Raw genomic sequence first — 12,599 nt, forward strand, 5'->3', positions numbered from 1 at the left:
TTAAATAGAAAGCCTCCCTGAAAAGGGAGGCTTTTTTGCGTCTGTCATTTTTTGATATCCCCTTACATGCCCTATTTCAGCAACCCCTCTGTTTTTAGCCGACACTGTTTATCTGCTGATTCGAGTCCCAATGTGTTACTCATTCGACTGCTATTGATGGTTTTATCCATATATTTAACCATGATTGATTGACGTGAAACGTTTTACATGTAAAATCCGGCGCGTTTTGCCTATTACGTGGAGAGAGAGCATGGCGCAGGATAATGAATACTGTTTGGGGGCGGTTCCCGCCAAAGGGCGCAAAGGTGTGCTTTCGCTGATGCTGGTGATGCTCGGACTGACCTTCTTCTCTGCCAGTATGTGGACCGGTGGTGCGCTGGGCACCGGGCTGGTGTTTGATGACTTCATCAAGGCGGTACTGCTCGGCAACTTGCTGCTGGGTATCTACACAGCCTGTCTCGGTTATATCGGTGCCTCAACCGGTCTCTCTACCCATCTGCTGGCTCGTTACTCGTTTGGGGTGAAAGGTTCCTGGCTGCCATCCCTGCTGCTGGGCGGTACTCAGGTCGGCTGGTTTGGCGTGGGCGTGGCGATGTTTGCCCTACCGGTGCAGAAGGCGACCGGTATTGATGTGAACTGGCTCATCGCCATTTCGGGTATTTTGATGACGGTAACCGTCTATTTCGGCATCTCAGCTTTGATGGTGTTGAGCTTTGTGGCCGTACCGGCTATCGCCCTGCTCGGTGGCTACTCGGTCTGGCTGGCGGTGACCTCGACCGGTGGCATGGCTGCACTGCAGCAGGTACAACCAAGCAATCCCATTGAGTTCACCACGGCGTTGACCATGGTGGTCGGTTCCTTCATCAGTGCAGGAACCCTGACCGCCGACTTTGTCCGCTTTGGTCGCAAACCCTGGGGCGCCGTCATGATTACCATGGTGGCGTTTTTTTTGGGCAACACGCTAATGTTCGTCTTCGGTGCAGCTGGCGCGGCGGTGACCGGGCAGGCCGATATCTCGGAAGTGATGCTGATGCAGGGGCTGTTGATCCCCGCCATTCTGGTGCTGGGCCTCAATATCTGGACTACCAACGACAACGCTCTCTACGCCTCCGGCCTCGGTTTTGCCAACATTACCGGTCTCAAGAGCAAGCCGCTCAGCGTGATCAACGGCCTCATCGGTACGGCTTGCGCCCTCTGGCTTTACAACAACTTTGTCGGCTGGCTGGCCTTTTTGAGTACGGCAATTCCGCCGATCGGTGGCATTATCATCATGGATTTCCTGCTCAATCGTGAGCGTTACCGTCAATTTGCCGATCAGCAGTTCGAGACGGTGCGCTGGCAGGCGCTGGTCGCAACGGCAGTCGGGGTGGCTGTCGGCAAGTGGCTGCCGGGCATAGTGCCACTCAACGCGGTATTGGGCGCCGCCTTCACCTATTTCATTCTGGTTCGCCTCACCCAGCGACCGGTTCTGGTACAGGAAGCTAACAAATGCTGATGCAACATATTCGTTTGGCCGATCGGGAAGGGTTGTGGCAGATCCGTTGTCAGGATGGGGTCATCACCGCCATCGAACCCCATGACGAACATGCCGTTGCCGGTCGGGTGCTGGACGGGGAGGGTGGTCTGGCTATCGCCCCCTTTATCGAACCCCACATTCACCTCGATACCACCCAGACGGCGGGCGAGCCGAGCTGGAATCTCTCCGGCACCCTGTTCGAGGGGATCGAGCGCTGGGCCGAACGCAAGGCGCTGCTGACCCATGAGGATGTGAAACAGCGTGCCATCCAGACGCTGAAGTGGCAGATCGCCAACGGCATCCAGTTTGTGCGTACTCACGTCGATGTCTCCGATCCCAATCTGGTGGCGCTCAAGGCTATGCTGGAGGTGCGGGAGGAGATGAAAGAGTGGGTCGAGCTGCAAATTGTCGCCTTCCCGCAGGAGGGGATTCTCTCCTACCCCAACGGCAAGGCACTGCTGGAGGAGGCGCTCAAGCTGGGAGCTGACGTGATTGGCGCGATCCCCCACTTCGAGTTTACCCGGGAATATGGGGTCGAAAGTCTGCACTACATCTTCGATCTTGCCGATAAGTATCAGGTTCTGGTCGATGTGCACTGCGACGAGATCGATGACGAGCAGTCTCGTTTTATCGAGACGCTGGCGACCCTGGCCTACGAGCGGGGTATCGGTCATCGCGTCACCGCCAGTCACACCACCGCCATGCACTCCTACAACGGCGCTTATACTTCCCGCCTGTTCCGTCTGCTCAAGATGGCGGACATCAACTTCGTGGCCAATCCGCTGGTGAACATTCACCTGCAGGGACGGTTCGATACCTATCCCAAACGTCGCGGCATTACCCGGGTGAAGGAGATGCTGGAGGCGAACATCAACGTCTGCTTCGGTCACGATGACGTGTTCGATCCCTGGTACCCCATGGGCACCTCCAACATGTTGCAGGTGCTGCACATGGGGCTGCATGTCTGCCAGATCATGGGTTACGAGCAGATCAACGACGGTCTGAAGCTGATCAGCAGCCACAGCGCCCGCACCCTGAATGTGCAGGATCGCTATGGTATCGAGGTGGGCAAACCGGCCAACCTGTTGATCCTGCCTGCCGACAACGGCTTCGATGCGGTGCGCCGTCAGGTGCCGGTGCGTTACTCGATCCGCCACGGCAAGGTGATTGCCCAGACCCGCCCGGCCCAGACCGAGATCGTGCTGGGTGAGCCAGAGCCCATAGATTTTCGCCGCTGAGATTTCAATCAGGCTGGATGACGATTAGTTCCGCCTCTGGGCACAAGGGCCGCCATTGCGACATAATGGCGACCTGACCCTGAGGGAGTGACACCATGCAAACCTGGTTCTATGTTGCTGCAGGGGGCGCCATCGGCGCCTGCCTTCGTTTTGGAATTGCCGAACTGATGGCCTTGCTGCTGGGGCGCCACTTTCCTTACGGGACTCTGGTGGTCAACGTGGTGGGCTCTTTCATCATGGGGGTGGCATTCGCCCTCATCAGTCATGGTCATGTGGTAGAACACCCGATGAAGCCGCTGCTGATGGTGGGGATCCTCGGTGCCCTGACTACGTTCTCTTCCTTTGCCCTCGATACGGTGGTGCTGGCTCAACATGGGGCCTATCTGAAAGCGCTGCTCAATATCGGTCTCAATCTCTTCCTCTGTCTGGCCATGGTGGTGCTGGGCATGCAGTTGGTTGCGAGCCGGGTTTAAGGTGTCCGGACGCCAGTGGCTCTGGTAAACTGGCGGCCATTCTTTGCTCTATGGGTGTTTAAGGGATGTCAGAACAAGCAACGACAACGCATTTTGGCTTTAAAACCGTGGCCGCGACCGAGAAGGAAACTCTGGTAGCAGGTGTCTTCCATTCGGTGGCAGCCAAGTATGATCTGATGAACGATCTGATGTCGTTCGGCATCCACCGCCTGTGGAAGCGCTTCACCATCGATTGTTCCGGTGTGCGCAAGGGTCAGAAGGTGCTGGATCTGGCCGGTGGTACCGGTGACTTGACCGCCAAGTTCTCCCGCATCGTCGGCGAGACCGGTCAGGTGGTGCTGGCGGATATCAACGATTCCATGCTGAAAGTGGGCCGCGACAAGCTGCGCAATCTGGGGGTCGCCAACAACGTTTCCTACGTGCAGGCCAATGCCGAGGCGCTCCCCTTCCCGGATAACCACTTCGACGTGATTACCATCGGCTTCGGCCTGCGCAACGTCACCGACAAGGACAAGGCGCTCGCCTCCATGTTCCGGGTGCTCAAGCCGGGTGGCCGTCTGTTGGTGCTGGAGTTCTCCAAGCCGGTCAGCGAAGTGATCGCCAAGCTCTATGACCTCTACTCCTTCAAACTGCTGCCGAAAATGGGCGAAATCGTCGCGAACGACAGTGAAAGCTACAAATATCTGGCAGAGTCCATCCGCATGCACCCGGATCAACAGACCCTGGCTGGCATGATGGAAAATGTCGGTTTCGAGCAGGTGGAGTACTTCAATCTGACTCAGGGTGTGGTCGCCCTGCACCGCGGTTACAAGTTTTAAGGTTGCCTATGCCGATGGATGCCATGGTCACCGCGGTGATCGAAACCAGCCTCAACCAGTTGCTGGCGCTGGACAAACAGAGCCCGGAGCGGCTGCGCAAACTGGTGGGCAAGGTGCTCAAGCTGGAGCTGCGTGAACTCAAGCCGCTCTGGTTCGTCTTCTCCGAGCGTAGGCTGGATGTGCTGGCCCAGCATGAAGGGGAGGCCGATGCGGTGCTTAGCCTCTCGCTGACCGCCCTCGGTCTGCTGAAAGACCCGTCCGCCCTGACCCGTTATATCCGCGAGGAGAAACTGGATCTGAGCGGTGATCCCCAGCTGGTACAGGCATTCAGCGTGCTATTGGGTGAGCTGTATATCGACTGGGAAGAGGAGCTGTCGCGCTATACCGGCGACGTGCTGGCCCACACCCTGTTCAGCGGTGCCCGTCAGGCGCGTCGTCTGGTCGGCCGCGAGCTGTGCCGCACCCGCAGCCAGCTGGCGGAATATCTGACCGAAGAGGCCCGCCTAACCCCCGGCCCGCTGGAAGTGGCGAGTTTCAACGATGACGTCGAGGTGCTGGCCCAGCAGCTCAAGGCCGTCGAACTGCGGCTGGCCCGCTTTGAACAGCAGGTGACCTGATGACCCCGAAGGAGTTCAAACGCCTCTATCGCATCATCACCATCCTGCTGGAGCAGGGCATCGACGAACTGGTGCCCGCCCGCTATCAACCCTGGCCGGGTCGTCTGGCCCGTCGCTCCCTGTTCTGGCTCAAGAACAAGCAACCGGATCTCAGCCGCGGTGCCCGCATCCGCCTTGCCTTCGAGGCCCTTGGCCCCATCTTCATTAAGTTTGGCCAGATGCTCTCGACCCGCCGCGACCTGTTGCCGCCGGATATCGCCGAGGAGCTGGCCCTGCTGCAGGACAGGGTGCCCCCCTTCTGTGGTCAGGCGGCGCGCCAGCAGATCGAGCTGAGCCTGGGTTGTCCCATCGAAACCCTGTTTGACGACTTTGACGAGACGCCGCTGGCGTCGGCCTCAATCGCACAGGTGCATACCGCCCGCCTGAAGGAGAGTGGCCGCGAGATCGTCATCAAGGTGATCCGTCCCGACATCGAGCCAGTCATCGAGGCCGACCTGCGACTGATGCAGGCGCTGGCCCGTCTGGTGGCCCGCTTCGTGCCCCAGAGCGCGCGACTGCGCCCCATCGAGGTGGTGGAGGAGTATCGCAAGACCATCCTCGACGAGCTCAACCTGATGCGCGAAGCGGCCAACGCCATCCAGCTGCGCCGCAACTTCACCGGCTCCGAGGCGCTCTATGTGCCTGAAATCATTACCGACCTCTGCCGCGAGCAGGTGCTGGTGATGGAGCGCATCTACGGTATTCCGGTCTCCGACATTCCAGCGCTGGAAGCCAACGGCACCAATATGAAGCTGCTGGCCGAGCGCGGGGTGGAGGTCTTCTTCACCCAGGTGTTCCGCGACAGCTTCTTCCATGCCGACATGCACCCGGGCAACATCTTCGTCTCTTACGAACATCCGGAAAACCCGCTCTGGATCGGCATCGACTGCGGCATCGTCGGTACCCTCAATCGGGAAGACAAACGCTATCTGGCGGAGAATTTCCTCGCCTTCTTCAACCGTGACTATCGCAGGGTGGCGGAGCTGCACGTGGAGTCGGGCTGGGTACCGGCAGACACCAAGGTGGACGAGTTCGAGTTCGCCATCCGCACCGTGCTGGAGCCCATCTTCGAGAAGCCGCTCTCCGAAATTTCGTTCGGTCACGTGCTGCTCAACCTGTTCAACACCGCACGTCGCTTCCATATGACGGTGCAGCCGCAGCTGGTGCTGCTGCAAAAGACCCTGCTCTATGTGGAAGGGTTGGGGCGTCAGCTCTACCCGCAGCTCGATTTGTGGCAGACCGCCAAGCCGTTCCTCGAGAACTGGATGCACGAACAGGTGGGGCCAAAGTCGGTATTGAACGCCATCAAGGAGAAGGCGCCATTCTGGGCCGAGAAGCTGCCGGAGCTGCCGGAGCTGGTCTATGAGACCCTGCGTCAGACCCGTCATCAGCAGCGTCATTTCGACCAGATGTTTGCCGAGTTCCGCCGTCACAGCCGTCGGCAGGGGCAGGCCCGCTACCTCTTAGGGGTTGGAGCCAGCCTGCTATTGGCGGGTGTATTCTTGCTGACCCAAAAACAACACATTGAGTGGGGACAAGCCAGTCTCGCCGGTGCAGCCCTCTGCTGGCTGGTCGGCTGGTTGCGAACCCGTTCCCATTAATCAACAACCGCGCCGTCAGGCGCCTGTTCTGGAGAGAAAATCATGGGTGGTATCAGTATTTGGCAATTGTTGATCATCGCAGTCATCGTCGTGCTGCTGTTCGGTACCAAGAAACTGCGCGGCATTGGCGGTGATCTGGGCGCGGCGGTCAAAGGGTTCAAGAAAGCCCTCTCCGACGAGCCGGCTGATGCCAAGGCCGAGCAGAAAGATGCTGAGTTTCCCCCGAAACAGCTGAACGAAGCGGCCACTCAGAGCAGTGAGACCGCCAAGCAGAAAGACAAAGACCAGGCCTAAGCCATGTTCGATATCGGTTTTTGGGAGCTGGTCGTTATCGGTGTGGTAGCACTGGTGGTACTGGGGCCCGAGCGGCTGCCGGTTGCCATCCGCACGGCTACCCACTGGATCCGCCTCATTCGTTCGACCGCGAACTCGGTCAAGTCCGAGCTGGAGCAGGAGCTCAAGTTGCAAGAGCTGCATAACGACCTCAAGAAGGCGGAGCAGTTGCAGATGAGCAATCTGAGCCCAGAGCTGCAGGAGTCCATCGAACAGCTCAAGGCGGCGGCCCAGTCGGTCAATCGCCCCTATCAGGTGGAGAACGAGATCCGTCCGCCGCGCCCCGAGCCGGTCGCCCAGGCTGAGCCTGCCACGCCGATGGAACCTGCAGTGCAGCTGAGCCACGACGTGCCGCCGGTTAACAGCCAGCGGGAGAGCGAGCCGGTGCCGGTCAGCGACTCCGCAGTAAAAGGGGAGGTGAAGCCATGAGTCAGGCCGAACAACCCCTGATCAGCCATCTGGTTGAGCTGAGAACCCGCTTGCTGCGCTCCATTACCGCCATCCTCGTGGTGTTTCTGGCGCTGATCTACTTCTCCAACAACATCTACGACTTCGTGGCCCAGCCGCTGCTCAGCCAGCTGCCGGAAGGGACCAGCATGATAGCGACGGATGTGGCGACCCCCTTCCTGACACCGATCAAGCTGACCCTGGTGGTCTCCTTCTTCGTGGCGATCCCCTATCTGCTCTATCAGGCCTGGGCCTTTATCGCTCCCGGTCTGTACCAGCACGAACGGCGCCTGATCATGCCGCTGGTGGTCTCCAGTGCCCTGCTGTTTTATGCGGGCATGGCGTTCGCCTACTACGTGGTGTTCCCGCTGGTGTTCGGTTTCTTCACCAGTACCGCCCCCGCCGGGGTGACGGTGGCGACCGACATCGCCAGCTATCTGGACTTCGTACTGACCCTGTTCTTCGCGTTCGGGGTGGCGTTCGAAATTCCGGTGGCGACCATACTGCTCTGCTGGACCGGCGTGACCACACCGCAAAACCTGAAGGAGAAACGTCCCTACGTCGTTGTTGGGGTGTTTGTGGTCGGCATGCTGCTCACGCCGCCTGATGTCTTCTCCCAGACCCTGCTCGCCATTCCTATGTGGGCGCTGTGGGAGATAGGTCTGTTCTTCGCCCGCTTCTACGTGAAGAAAGAGGATGAAGAGCAACAGGAACAACCGGATGTGGAGAGCTGAGGCTCTGTTCGTCACCTGTTTGCCGGACGGCGAGAGGATGACGAAGTCCGCAGGAATAGCAGAACGAGGGGAGCTGAGGCTCCCTTCCTCTTTTCATGCTCCCGTTCGAGGCGTATGGTAAGACCCCATTCGGTAGATGGTTTTCAAATACCTGATATGTATTCCTTTTGTTCGGAACGTCTAATTCCATGATCGATATCGGTTTAAATCTGACCAGCAGCCAGTTCGCCGGTGAACAGCCTGAGCTGGTGGCCCGCGCCCGTGACGCTGGAGTGGAAGCGCTGATCCTCACCGGTACCGATCTGGACGGCAGCCGCGAGAGCGCCGGGTTGGCCGCCCGCTGGCCGGGTTACTGCTTCTCCACCGCCGGGGTCCATCCTCACGATGCCAAGAGTGTCGATGAGGCGACCCTGCCCGCCCTGCGCGAGCTGGCAGCCTTGCCGCAGGTGGTGGCTATCGGCGAGTGTGGCCTCGACTACAACCGCGATTTTTCCCCCCGTCCGGTGCAGGATGCGGTATTCGACGCCCAGCTGGCACTGGCTGCCGAGCTCGGGATGCCGGTGTTTCTCCACTGTCGCGATGCCCACGCCCGTTTTATCGAGATCCTCCGTCCCTGGTTGCCCAGACTACCGGGAGCCGTGCTGCACTGCTTCACCGGTTCCGACGAGGAGCTGGACGAGTGTCTGGCGCTGGGGCTGCATATCGGGGTGACCGGCTGGCTCTGCGACGAACGCCGCGGCCAGCTGCTGCGCGAGCAGGTGGCCCGTATTCCGGCCGGTCGGCTGATGATCGAGACCGATGCCCCCTATCTGGTGCCGCGGGATCTGAAACCGCGCCCGAAACGCAACGAACCTGCTTTTTTGCCGCACATCGCCCAGGTGGTGGCGGCCTGTCGTGGTGAAGCGCCCGAGGCCTTGCTGGCCCATACCCGGGCCACCTCCGCCGCGTTCTTCCAACTTCCTCTCCAGGAGTGATTCATGGCTACAACTCTTCCGGGCGCCTTTCCGGGCCGCCGCCTGCGCCGTCTGCGCAAACATGATTTCAGCCGTCGTCTGGTGCGCGAGAACGTACTGACCGTCAACGATCTCATCTATCCGATGTTCGTGCTGGAGGGGGAGAACCGTCGGGAAGCCGTTCCCTCCATGCCGGGGGTGGAACGTCTCTCCATCGATCTGCTGCTGGAGGAAGCCGCTGAACTGGTGGAGCTGGGCGTACCTGCCATTGCCCTGTTCCCGGTCACCCCGCTGGAGAGCAAGAGCCTGATGGCGGAAGAGGCCTACAACCCGAACGGATTGGCCCAGCGCACCGTGCGTGCCCTCAAGGCCCGCTTCCCGGAGCTGGGGGTCATCACCGATGTGGCGCTCGATCCATTCACCACCCACGGTCAGGATGGCATCATCGATGACGAAGGCTATGTGCTGAACGACATCACCACCGAGATCCTGATCAAGCAGGCGCTCTCTCACGCCGAGGCCGGGGTCGATATCGTGGCGCCGTCCGACATGATGGATGGTCGCATCGGCGCCATCCGCGCGGCGCTGGAAGAGAACGGCTTCATCAACACCCAGATCATGGCCTACTCCGCCAAGTACGCCTCCTGCTACTACGGCCCGTTCCGCGATGCGGTCGGCTCTGCCGGCAACCTCGGCAAGAGCAACAAAGCCACCTACCAGATGGATCCGGCCAACAGCAACGAAGCCCTGCACGAAGTGGCGCTGGATATTCAGGAAGGGGCTGACAGCGTGATGGTCAAGCCGGGCATGCCCTATCTGGACGTGGTTCGTCAGGTGAAGGATCAGTTCGGCGTGCCGACTTTCGCCTATCAGGTCAGCGGCGAGTACGCCATGCACATGGCGGCGATCCAGAACGGCTGGCTGAAAGAGAAGGAGACCATCATGGAGTCTCTGCTTTGCTTCAAGCGGGCCGGGGCCGATGGCATCCTCACCTACTTCGCCAAGCGCGTGGCGCAGTGGTTGAAAGAAGATGCCAGATAACTGACCGCGGTTTTGTCATGACCAATAAAATGCCCTTTGCTGATGCAAAGGGCATTTTTGTTACCAAGGGTATGGCGGCTGGTTATTCAACAGCTTGCCATTGCTGGTTAATCCAGTTGGGATCAACGGCTACGCCAGGGGCATAGGCCTGATTGTTGCAGTGTGCGGCCCAGGGGCCAAAGCACTGATAGACCCCCAAACCATCAAACAGCACTCTGGTGCCGTCCCGGTATTGGCCAAGGCCGTCCGGGAAGATGAAGTCATGCTCCGGCAGGCTGGTATCGACGATCTCGGTGACGACACCCAGCTCATTCACCACAAACTTGTAGTAGTTGCCGCTCTTGGTCATCCGCACGCTGTCGATGTAGCCCTGCTCGTTGCGTGTCAGCAGCGCGTACTCAACACCAAAATCGACCTTGTCGTTTTCCTTGTTGTAGGAGGTGTGGAACATGGGGATCTTGTTTTTGCCGACCGACAGAAAATCGAGGAAAGTCAGCACTTCGGTGATGTTGGCCGTCATGTTGAAGACCCCCGCCTCACCATTGCGATGCCAGCGGTCAATCGCACCTACTATGCGTGCTTCTGAGTTAGCCCAGTGCTGGTTTGCCTGAGTTGCCAGTGTCTCCTGACGTGCTCCCATAAACCACTCGATGTCACCCCGCATAAAGGACATGTCATTACAGTCCTTGATATCCGGTGAGCAGTCAGATGCCAGTGACAGCATCTGGTTCCAGCGTCTCACGTAATCATATTTACCCTGATTGTACTCGGGTCGACTGATATATTGGTTCAGAGAGTGGGTGACCTCATGGGCCAGCACGAAGGTAAAGTAGTTGCCGTAGTCTGCACCTGCTCCCAGTTGTGCCACGATCGGTTTTTGCAGGTCGGCTCGCCACTCGCGGGAGCGACCAGAAATGCCGACACCAAAGGTATTCTTGCTGGAGGTGTAGCGATGAACGAAGGCATCACTGCCATCTTTGAAGAAGCGATCCAGCGATACCAGCGTATCGGGGAACATCAGCCCCATCGGGTGATTGTCAAAGAATTCCAGCATCGCGACCAGCTGACCCTGACTGGCTTTTTGGTTATCACCTACCAGCAGCCCGTATTTAACGAAAATCTCCTTTTTGACTCCGTCCAGTTTGAACAACTCGGCAATCTGGGTGCGACTGGCTTTGGTCTTGGGTTTCAAGTGATCGAGAATAATCACCAACTGGGATGAATAGCTGGCGAAGTTATAGCGTTGCGGCTTGTCCATGGCCAGGTCTGGCGTAGCAGTGACCATATCTGCAATCGCCTGATAGAGCGTGTCACGCTGCAGTTGATTGCTGATTTTGCCGTGCATGGCAAATTGGTTGGAGAGCGGATTGATGACACTGACAAAGTCAGGTTCGGCATTGGCCAGCTCATTGCTGATAGTCGTTATTGCGGCATCGATATCGAGAGTCTTGCCATAAGAGATCTGCAGCTCGGTATTGCTTGCGCCCCCCAGAACCAAGTCATATACACCATCACCATTCAGATCCAGACTTTCAAACACCGGACCATTGGTTGCTTTGTGCAGATCCAGATTCTGGCCATGCTCATCAAGCAAGGGGATCGCTGATTTGTAGCCCTCCTTGCTGTAATCAATCTTGCACCAGTTGCAACTTGCAATTCTGCCGGTCGCGATATCCTGACTGTCAAAATAGTAGGTAGAGGAGTGGTAGCCGGTCGTATTATAAAGAACGGCCTTATTTTCCCCTGAGAGGATTGGGAGTTGGCCTGGTGCTGCCGCATTCAAATATACCAGCTGGTCGGTGTATACCTGATTGTTGTTGATGATGAAATCGACACTGCCATTCTGGTCATAATCGATCAGCGAGAAGTTGGGGTGAGATGCGCTGATGTTTTCAGGAATGAAGGGTGTTCCTGACAAGTCAACGACTCTGACGGGTTTCTCCAGATATTCCAGCTGATGGGTATTGTTGTTGCGGGCACCATAATAGACATGCACCCCCTGCTTGTTATTGTCAAAATTGAGGGTCAGCAGATCATCAATACCATCCCGGTTGATGTCATAGAAGCGTATCGCGGTATGGTTGATATTGCCGGTGTTGAGCAGCAAGCCAGCCTCTTGCCAGGTCTGTTCATTGTTGTCAAAGCGGTACCACTTGATCTGGCCAGTGCGATCGGCTCTGCTGACCACCAGATCCTTGGCCCCATCGCCATCAACATCGGTACTGGCAACGGCAGTACGCATGGCTTTGCCGAGAGGTAGCCGGTCGACCAGATTGAACTGGGTTGGCACTGTCATGCTATTGCCTGATACCACATCCAGCGTCACCGTGCTGGTCACGCTGTTGATGCCATCCGAGATTTCGACGGTGAAACTGTCTTTGCCAACATAACCGCTACTGTCAGGGGTATATACAAAAATCCCATCTTCGCGCTGTTCTATCTGACCATGACCTGACTGGGTTTGCCGAACGTAGCTCTTAATGAAAAGCGGATCTTTTTCGATGTCATATACATTTAAAAGAATATCGCCAGTCATCGCTGGCTGATTATTGATGACAGTATAGTGATTCTCTTTTTCCCAGATGTGAGGTGCTGCATTAGGAATTTCTGTCAGTAGTGGTTGCGCGATACTTATATGTGGCAAGCAACTGAGTAAACCCAGCAATTTCATTCTGTTCATCCGATATATCCTTGTCGAAATATGTCCTGATGGGAGTGGTTGTTTTTTGCCTGATTTAAATCAGGTCATTCTTTTAGGTTGATCGCTACGTGTGATGAATACAGGCGTT

General features: G+C 57.6%; 12 protein-coding genes. 11 read left to right on the forward strand and 1 reads right to left on the reverse strand.

Features of this window, described 5'->3' with window-relative positions:
* Window positions 1-250 precede the first annotated feature (250 nt).
* From codB to hemB, 11 genes are all read left to right on the forward strand, one after another.
* Window positions 251-1,495, forward strand: coding sequence for a cytosine permease (gene codB / locus A9G06_RS20830; RefSeq protein ID WP_069556499.1), 1,245 nt, complete (start codon window positions 251-253; stop codon window positions 1,493-1,495).
* Entirely contained in the window at window positions 1,489-2,754 is a 1,266-nt protein-coding gene (locus A9G06_RS20835; protein ID WP_069556500.1) for a cytosine deaminase, read from the forward strand. The genes codB and A9G06_RS20835 overlap by 7 nt, the downstream gene beginning before the upstream one ends.
* 95 nt (window positions 2,755-2,849) lie before the next feature.
* A complete protein-coding gene (gene crcB / locus A9G06_RS20840; protein WP_005339378.1) occupies window positions 2,850-3,227 on the forward strand; it encodes a fluoride efflux transporter CrcB in 378 nt (125 codons plus the stop codon).
* A 65-nt stretch (window positions 3,228-3,292) separates the two neighbouring features.
* Window positions 3,293-4,045 (forward strand): bifunctional demethylmenaquinone methyltransferase/2-methoxy-6-polyprenyl-1,4-benzoquinol methylase UbiE, encoded by a 753-nt coding sequence (gene ubiE / locus A9G06_RS20845; protein ID WP_005342396.1) that lies wholly within the window; start codon window positions 3,293-3,295, stop codon window positions 4,043-4,045.
* Window positions 4,046-4,053: 8 nt separating this feature from the next.
* A complete protein-coding gene (locus A9G06_RS20850) occupies window positions 4,054-4,662 on the forward strand; it encodes an SCP2 sterol-binding domain-containing protein (RefSeq protein ID WP_069556501.1) in 609 nt (202 codons plus the stop codon).
* Window positions 4,662-6,302 carry a ubiquinone biosynthesis regulatory protein kinase UbiB gene (ubiB, locus tag A9G06_RS20855; protein ID WP_005339383.1) on the forward strand — a complete coding sequence of 547 codons (1,641 nt, stop codon included), beginning with the start codon at window positions 4,662-4,664 and terminating at the stop codon, window positions 6,300-6,302. Before A9G06_RS20850 ends, ubiB begins: the two co-directional genes overlap by 1 nt.
* A gap of 42 nt (window positions 6,303-6,344) precedes the next feature.
* Window positions 6,345-6,596 (forward strand): Sec-independent protein translocase subunit TatA, encoded by a 252-nt coding sequence (gene tatA, locus A9G06_RS20860; protein ID WP_005339385.1) that lies wholly within the window; start codon window positions 6,345-6,347, stop codon window positions 6,594-6,596.
* Window positions 6,597-6,599: 3 nt separating this feature from the next.
* Window positions 6,600-7,064, forward strand: a complete 465-nt coding sequence (gene tatB, locus A9G06_RS20865) for a Sec-independent protein translocase protein TatB (RefSeq protein ID WP_069556502.1) — start codon at window positions 6,600-6,602, stop codon at window positions 7,062-7,064.
* Complete coding sequence (tatC, locus tag A9G06_RS20870; RefSeq protein WP_005342401.1) at window positions 7,061-7,816, forward strand: twin-arginine translocase subunit TatC; 756 nt, start codon at window positions 7,061-7,063, stop codon at window positions 7,814-7,816. The genes tatB and tatC overlap by 4 nt, the downstream gene beginning before the upstream one ends.
* Before the next feature lie 188 nt (window positions 7,817-8,004).
* A complete protein-coding gene (locus tag A9G06_RS20875) occupies window positions 8,005-8,790 on the forward strand; it encodes a TatD family hydrolase (protein WP_069556503.1) in 786 nt (261 codons plus the stop codon).
* A 3-nt stretch (window positions 8,791-8,793) separates the two neighbouring features.
* Entirely contained in the window at window positions 8,794-9,810 is a 1,017-nt protein-coding gene (gene hemB / locus A9G06_RS20880) for a porphobilinogen synthase (RefSeq protein WP_069556504.1), read from the forward strand.
* A gap of 82 nt (window positions 9,811-9,892) precedes the next feature.
* On the opposite strand, the gene A9G06_RS20885 is transcribed toward hemB, so the two are convergent.
* Window positions 9,893-12,490: an FG-GAP-like repeat-containing protein gene (locus A9G06_RS20885; RefSeq protein WP_083243858.1), complete on the reverse strand. Its 2,598-nt coding sequence runs from the start codon at window positions 12,488-12,490 to the stop codon at window positions 9,893-9,895.
* Between the last annotated feature and the right edge of the window lie 109 nt (window positions 12,491-12,599).

The organism is Aeromonas sp. DNP9 (genome assembly GCF_001728955.1).
GTDB lineage: Bacteria > Pseudomonadota > Gammaproteobacteria > Enterobacterales > Aeromonadaceae > Aeromonas > Aeromonas veronii.

Coding starts and splice junctions, on each gene's coding strand:
- codB (WP_069556499.1), top strand. CDS start 251: ATGGCGCAGGATAATGAATACTGTTTGGGGGCGGTTCCCGCCAAAGGG.
- A9G06_RS20835 (WP_069556500.1), top strand. CDS start 1,489: ATGCTGATGCAACATATTCGTTTGGCCGATCGGGAAGGGTTGTGGCAG.
- crcB (WP_005339378.1), top strand. CDS start 2,850: ATGCAAACCTGGTTCTATGTTGCTGCAGGGGGCGCCATCGGCGCCTGC.
- ubiE (WP_005342396.1), top strand. CDS start 3,293: ATGTCAGAACAAGCAACGACAACGCATTTTGGCTTTAAAACCGTGGCC.
- A9G06_RS20850 (WP_069556501.1), top strand. CDS start 4,054: ATGCCGATGGATGCCATGGTCACCGCGGTGATCGAAACCAGCCTCAAC.
- ubiB (WP_005339383.1), top strand. CDS start 4,662: ATGACCCCGAAGGAGTTCAAACGCCTCTATCGCATCATCACCATCCTG.
- tatA (WP_005339385.1), top strand. CDS start 6,345: ATGGGTGGTATCAGTATTTGGCAATTGTTGATCATCGCAGTCATCGTC.
- tatB (WP_069556502.1), top strand. CDS start 6,600: ATGTTCGATATCGGTTTTTGGGAGCTGGTCGTTATCGGTGTGGTAGCA.
- tatC (WP_005342401.1), top strand. CDS start 7,061: ATGAGTCAGGCCGAACAACCCCTGATCAGCCATCTGGTTGAGCTGAGA.
- A9G06_RS20875 (WP_069556503.1), top strand. CDS start 8,005: ATGATCGATATCGGTTTAAATCTGACCAGCAGCCAGTTCGCCGGTGAA.
- hemB (WP_069556504.1), top strand. CDS start 8,794: ATGGCTACAACTCTTCCGGGCGCCTTTCCGGGCCGCCGCCTGCGCCGT.
- A9G06_RS20885 (WP_083243858.1), bottom strand. CDS start 12,490: ATGAACAGAATGAAATTGCTGGGTTTACTCAGTTGCTTGCCACATATA.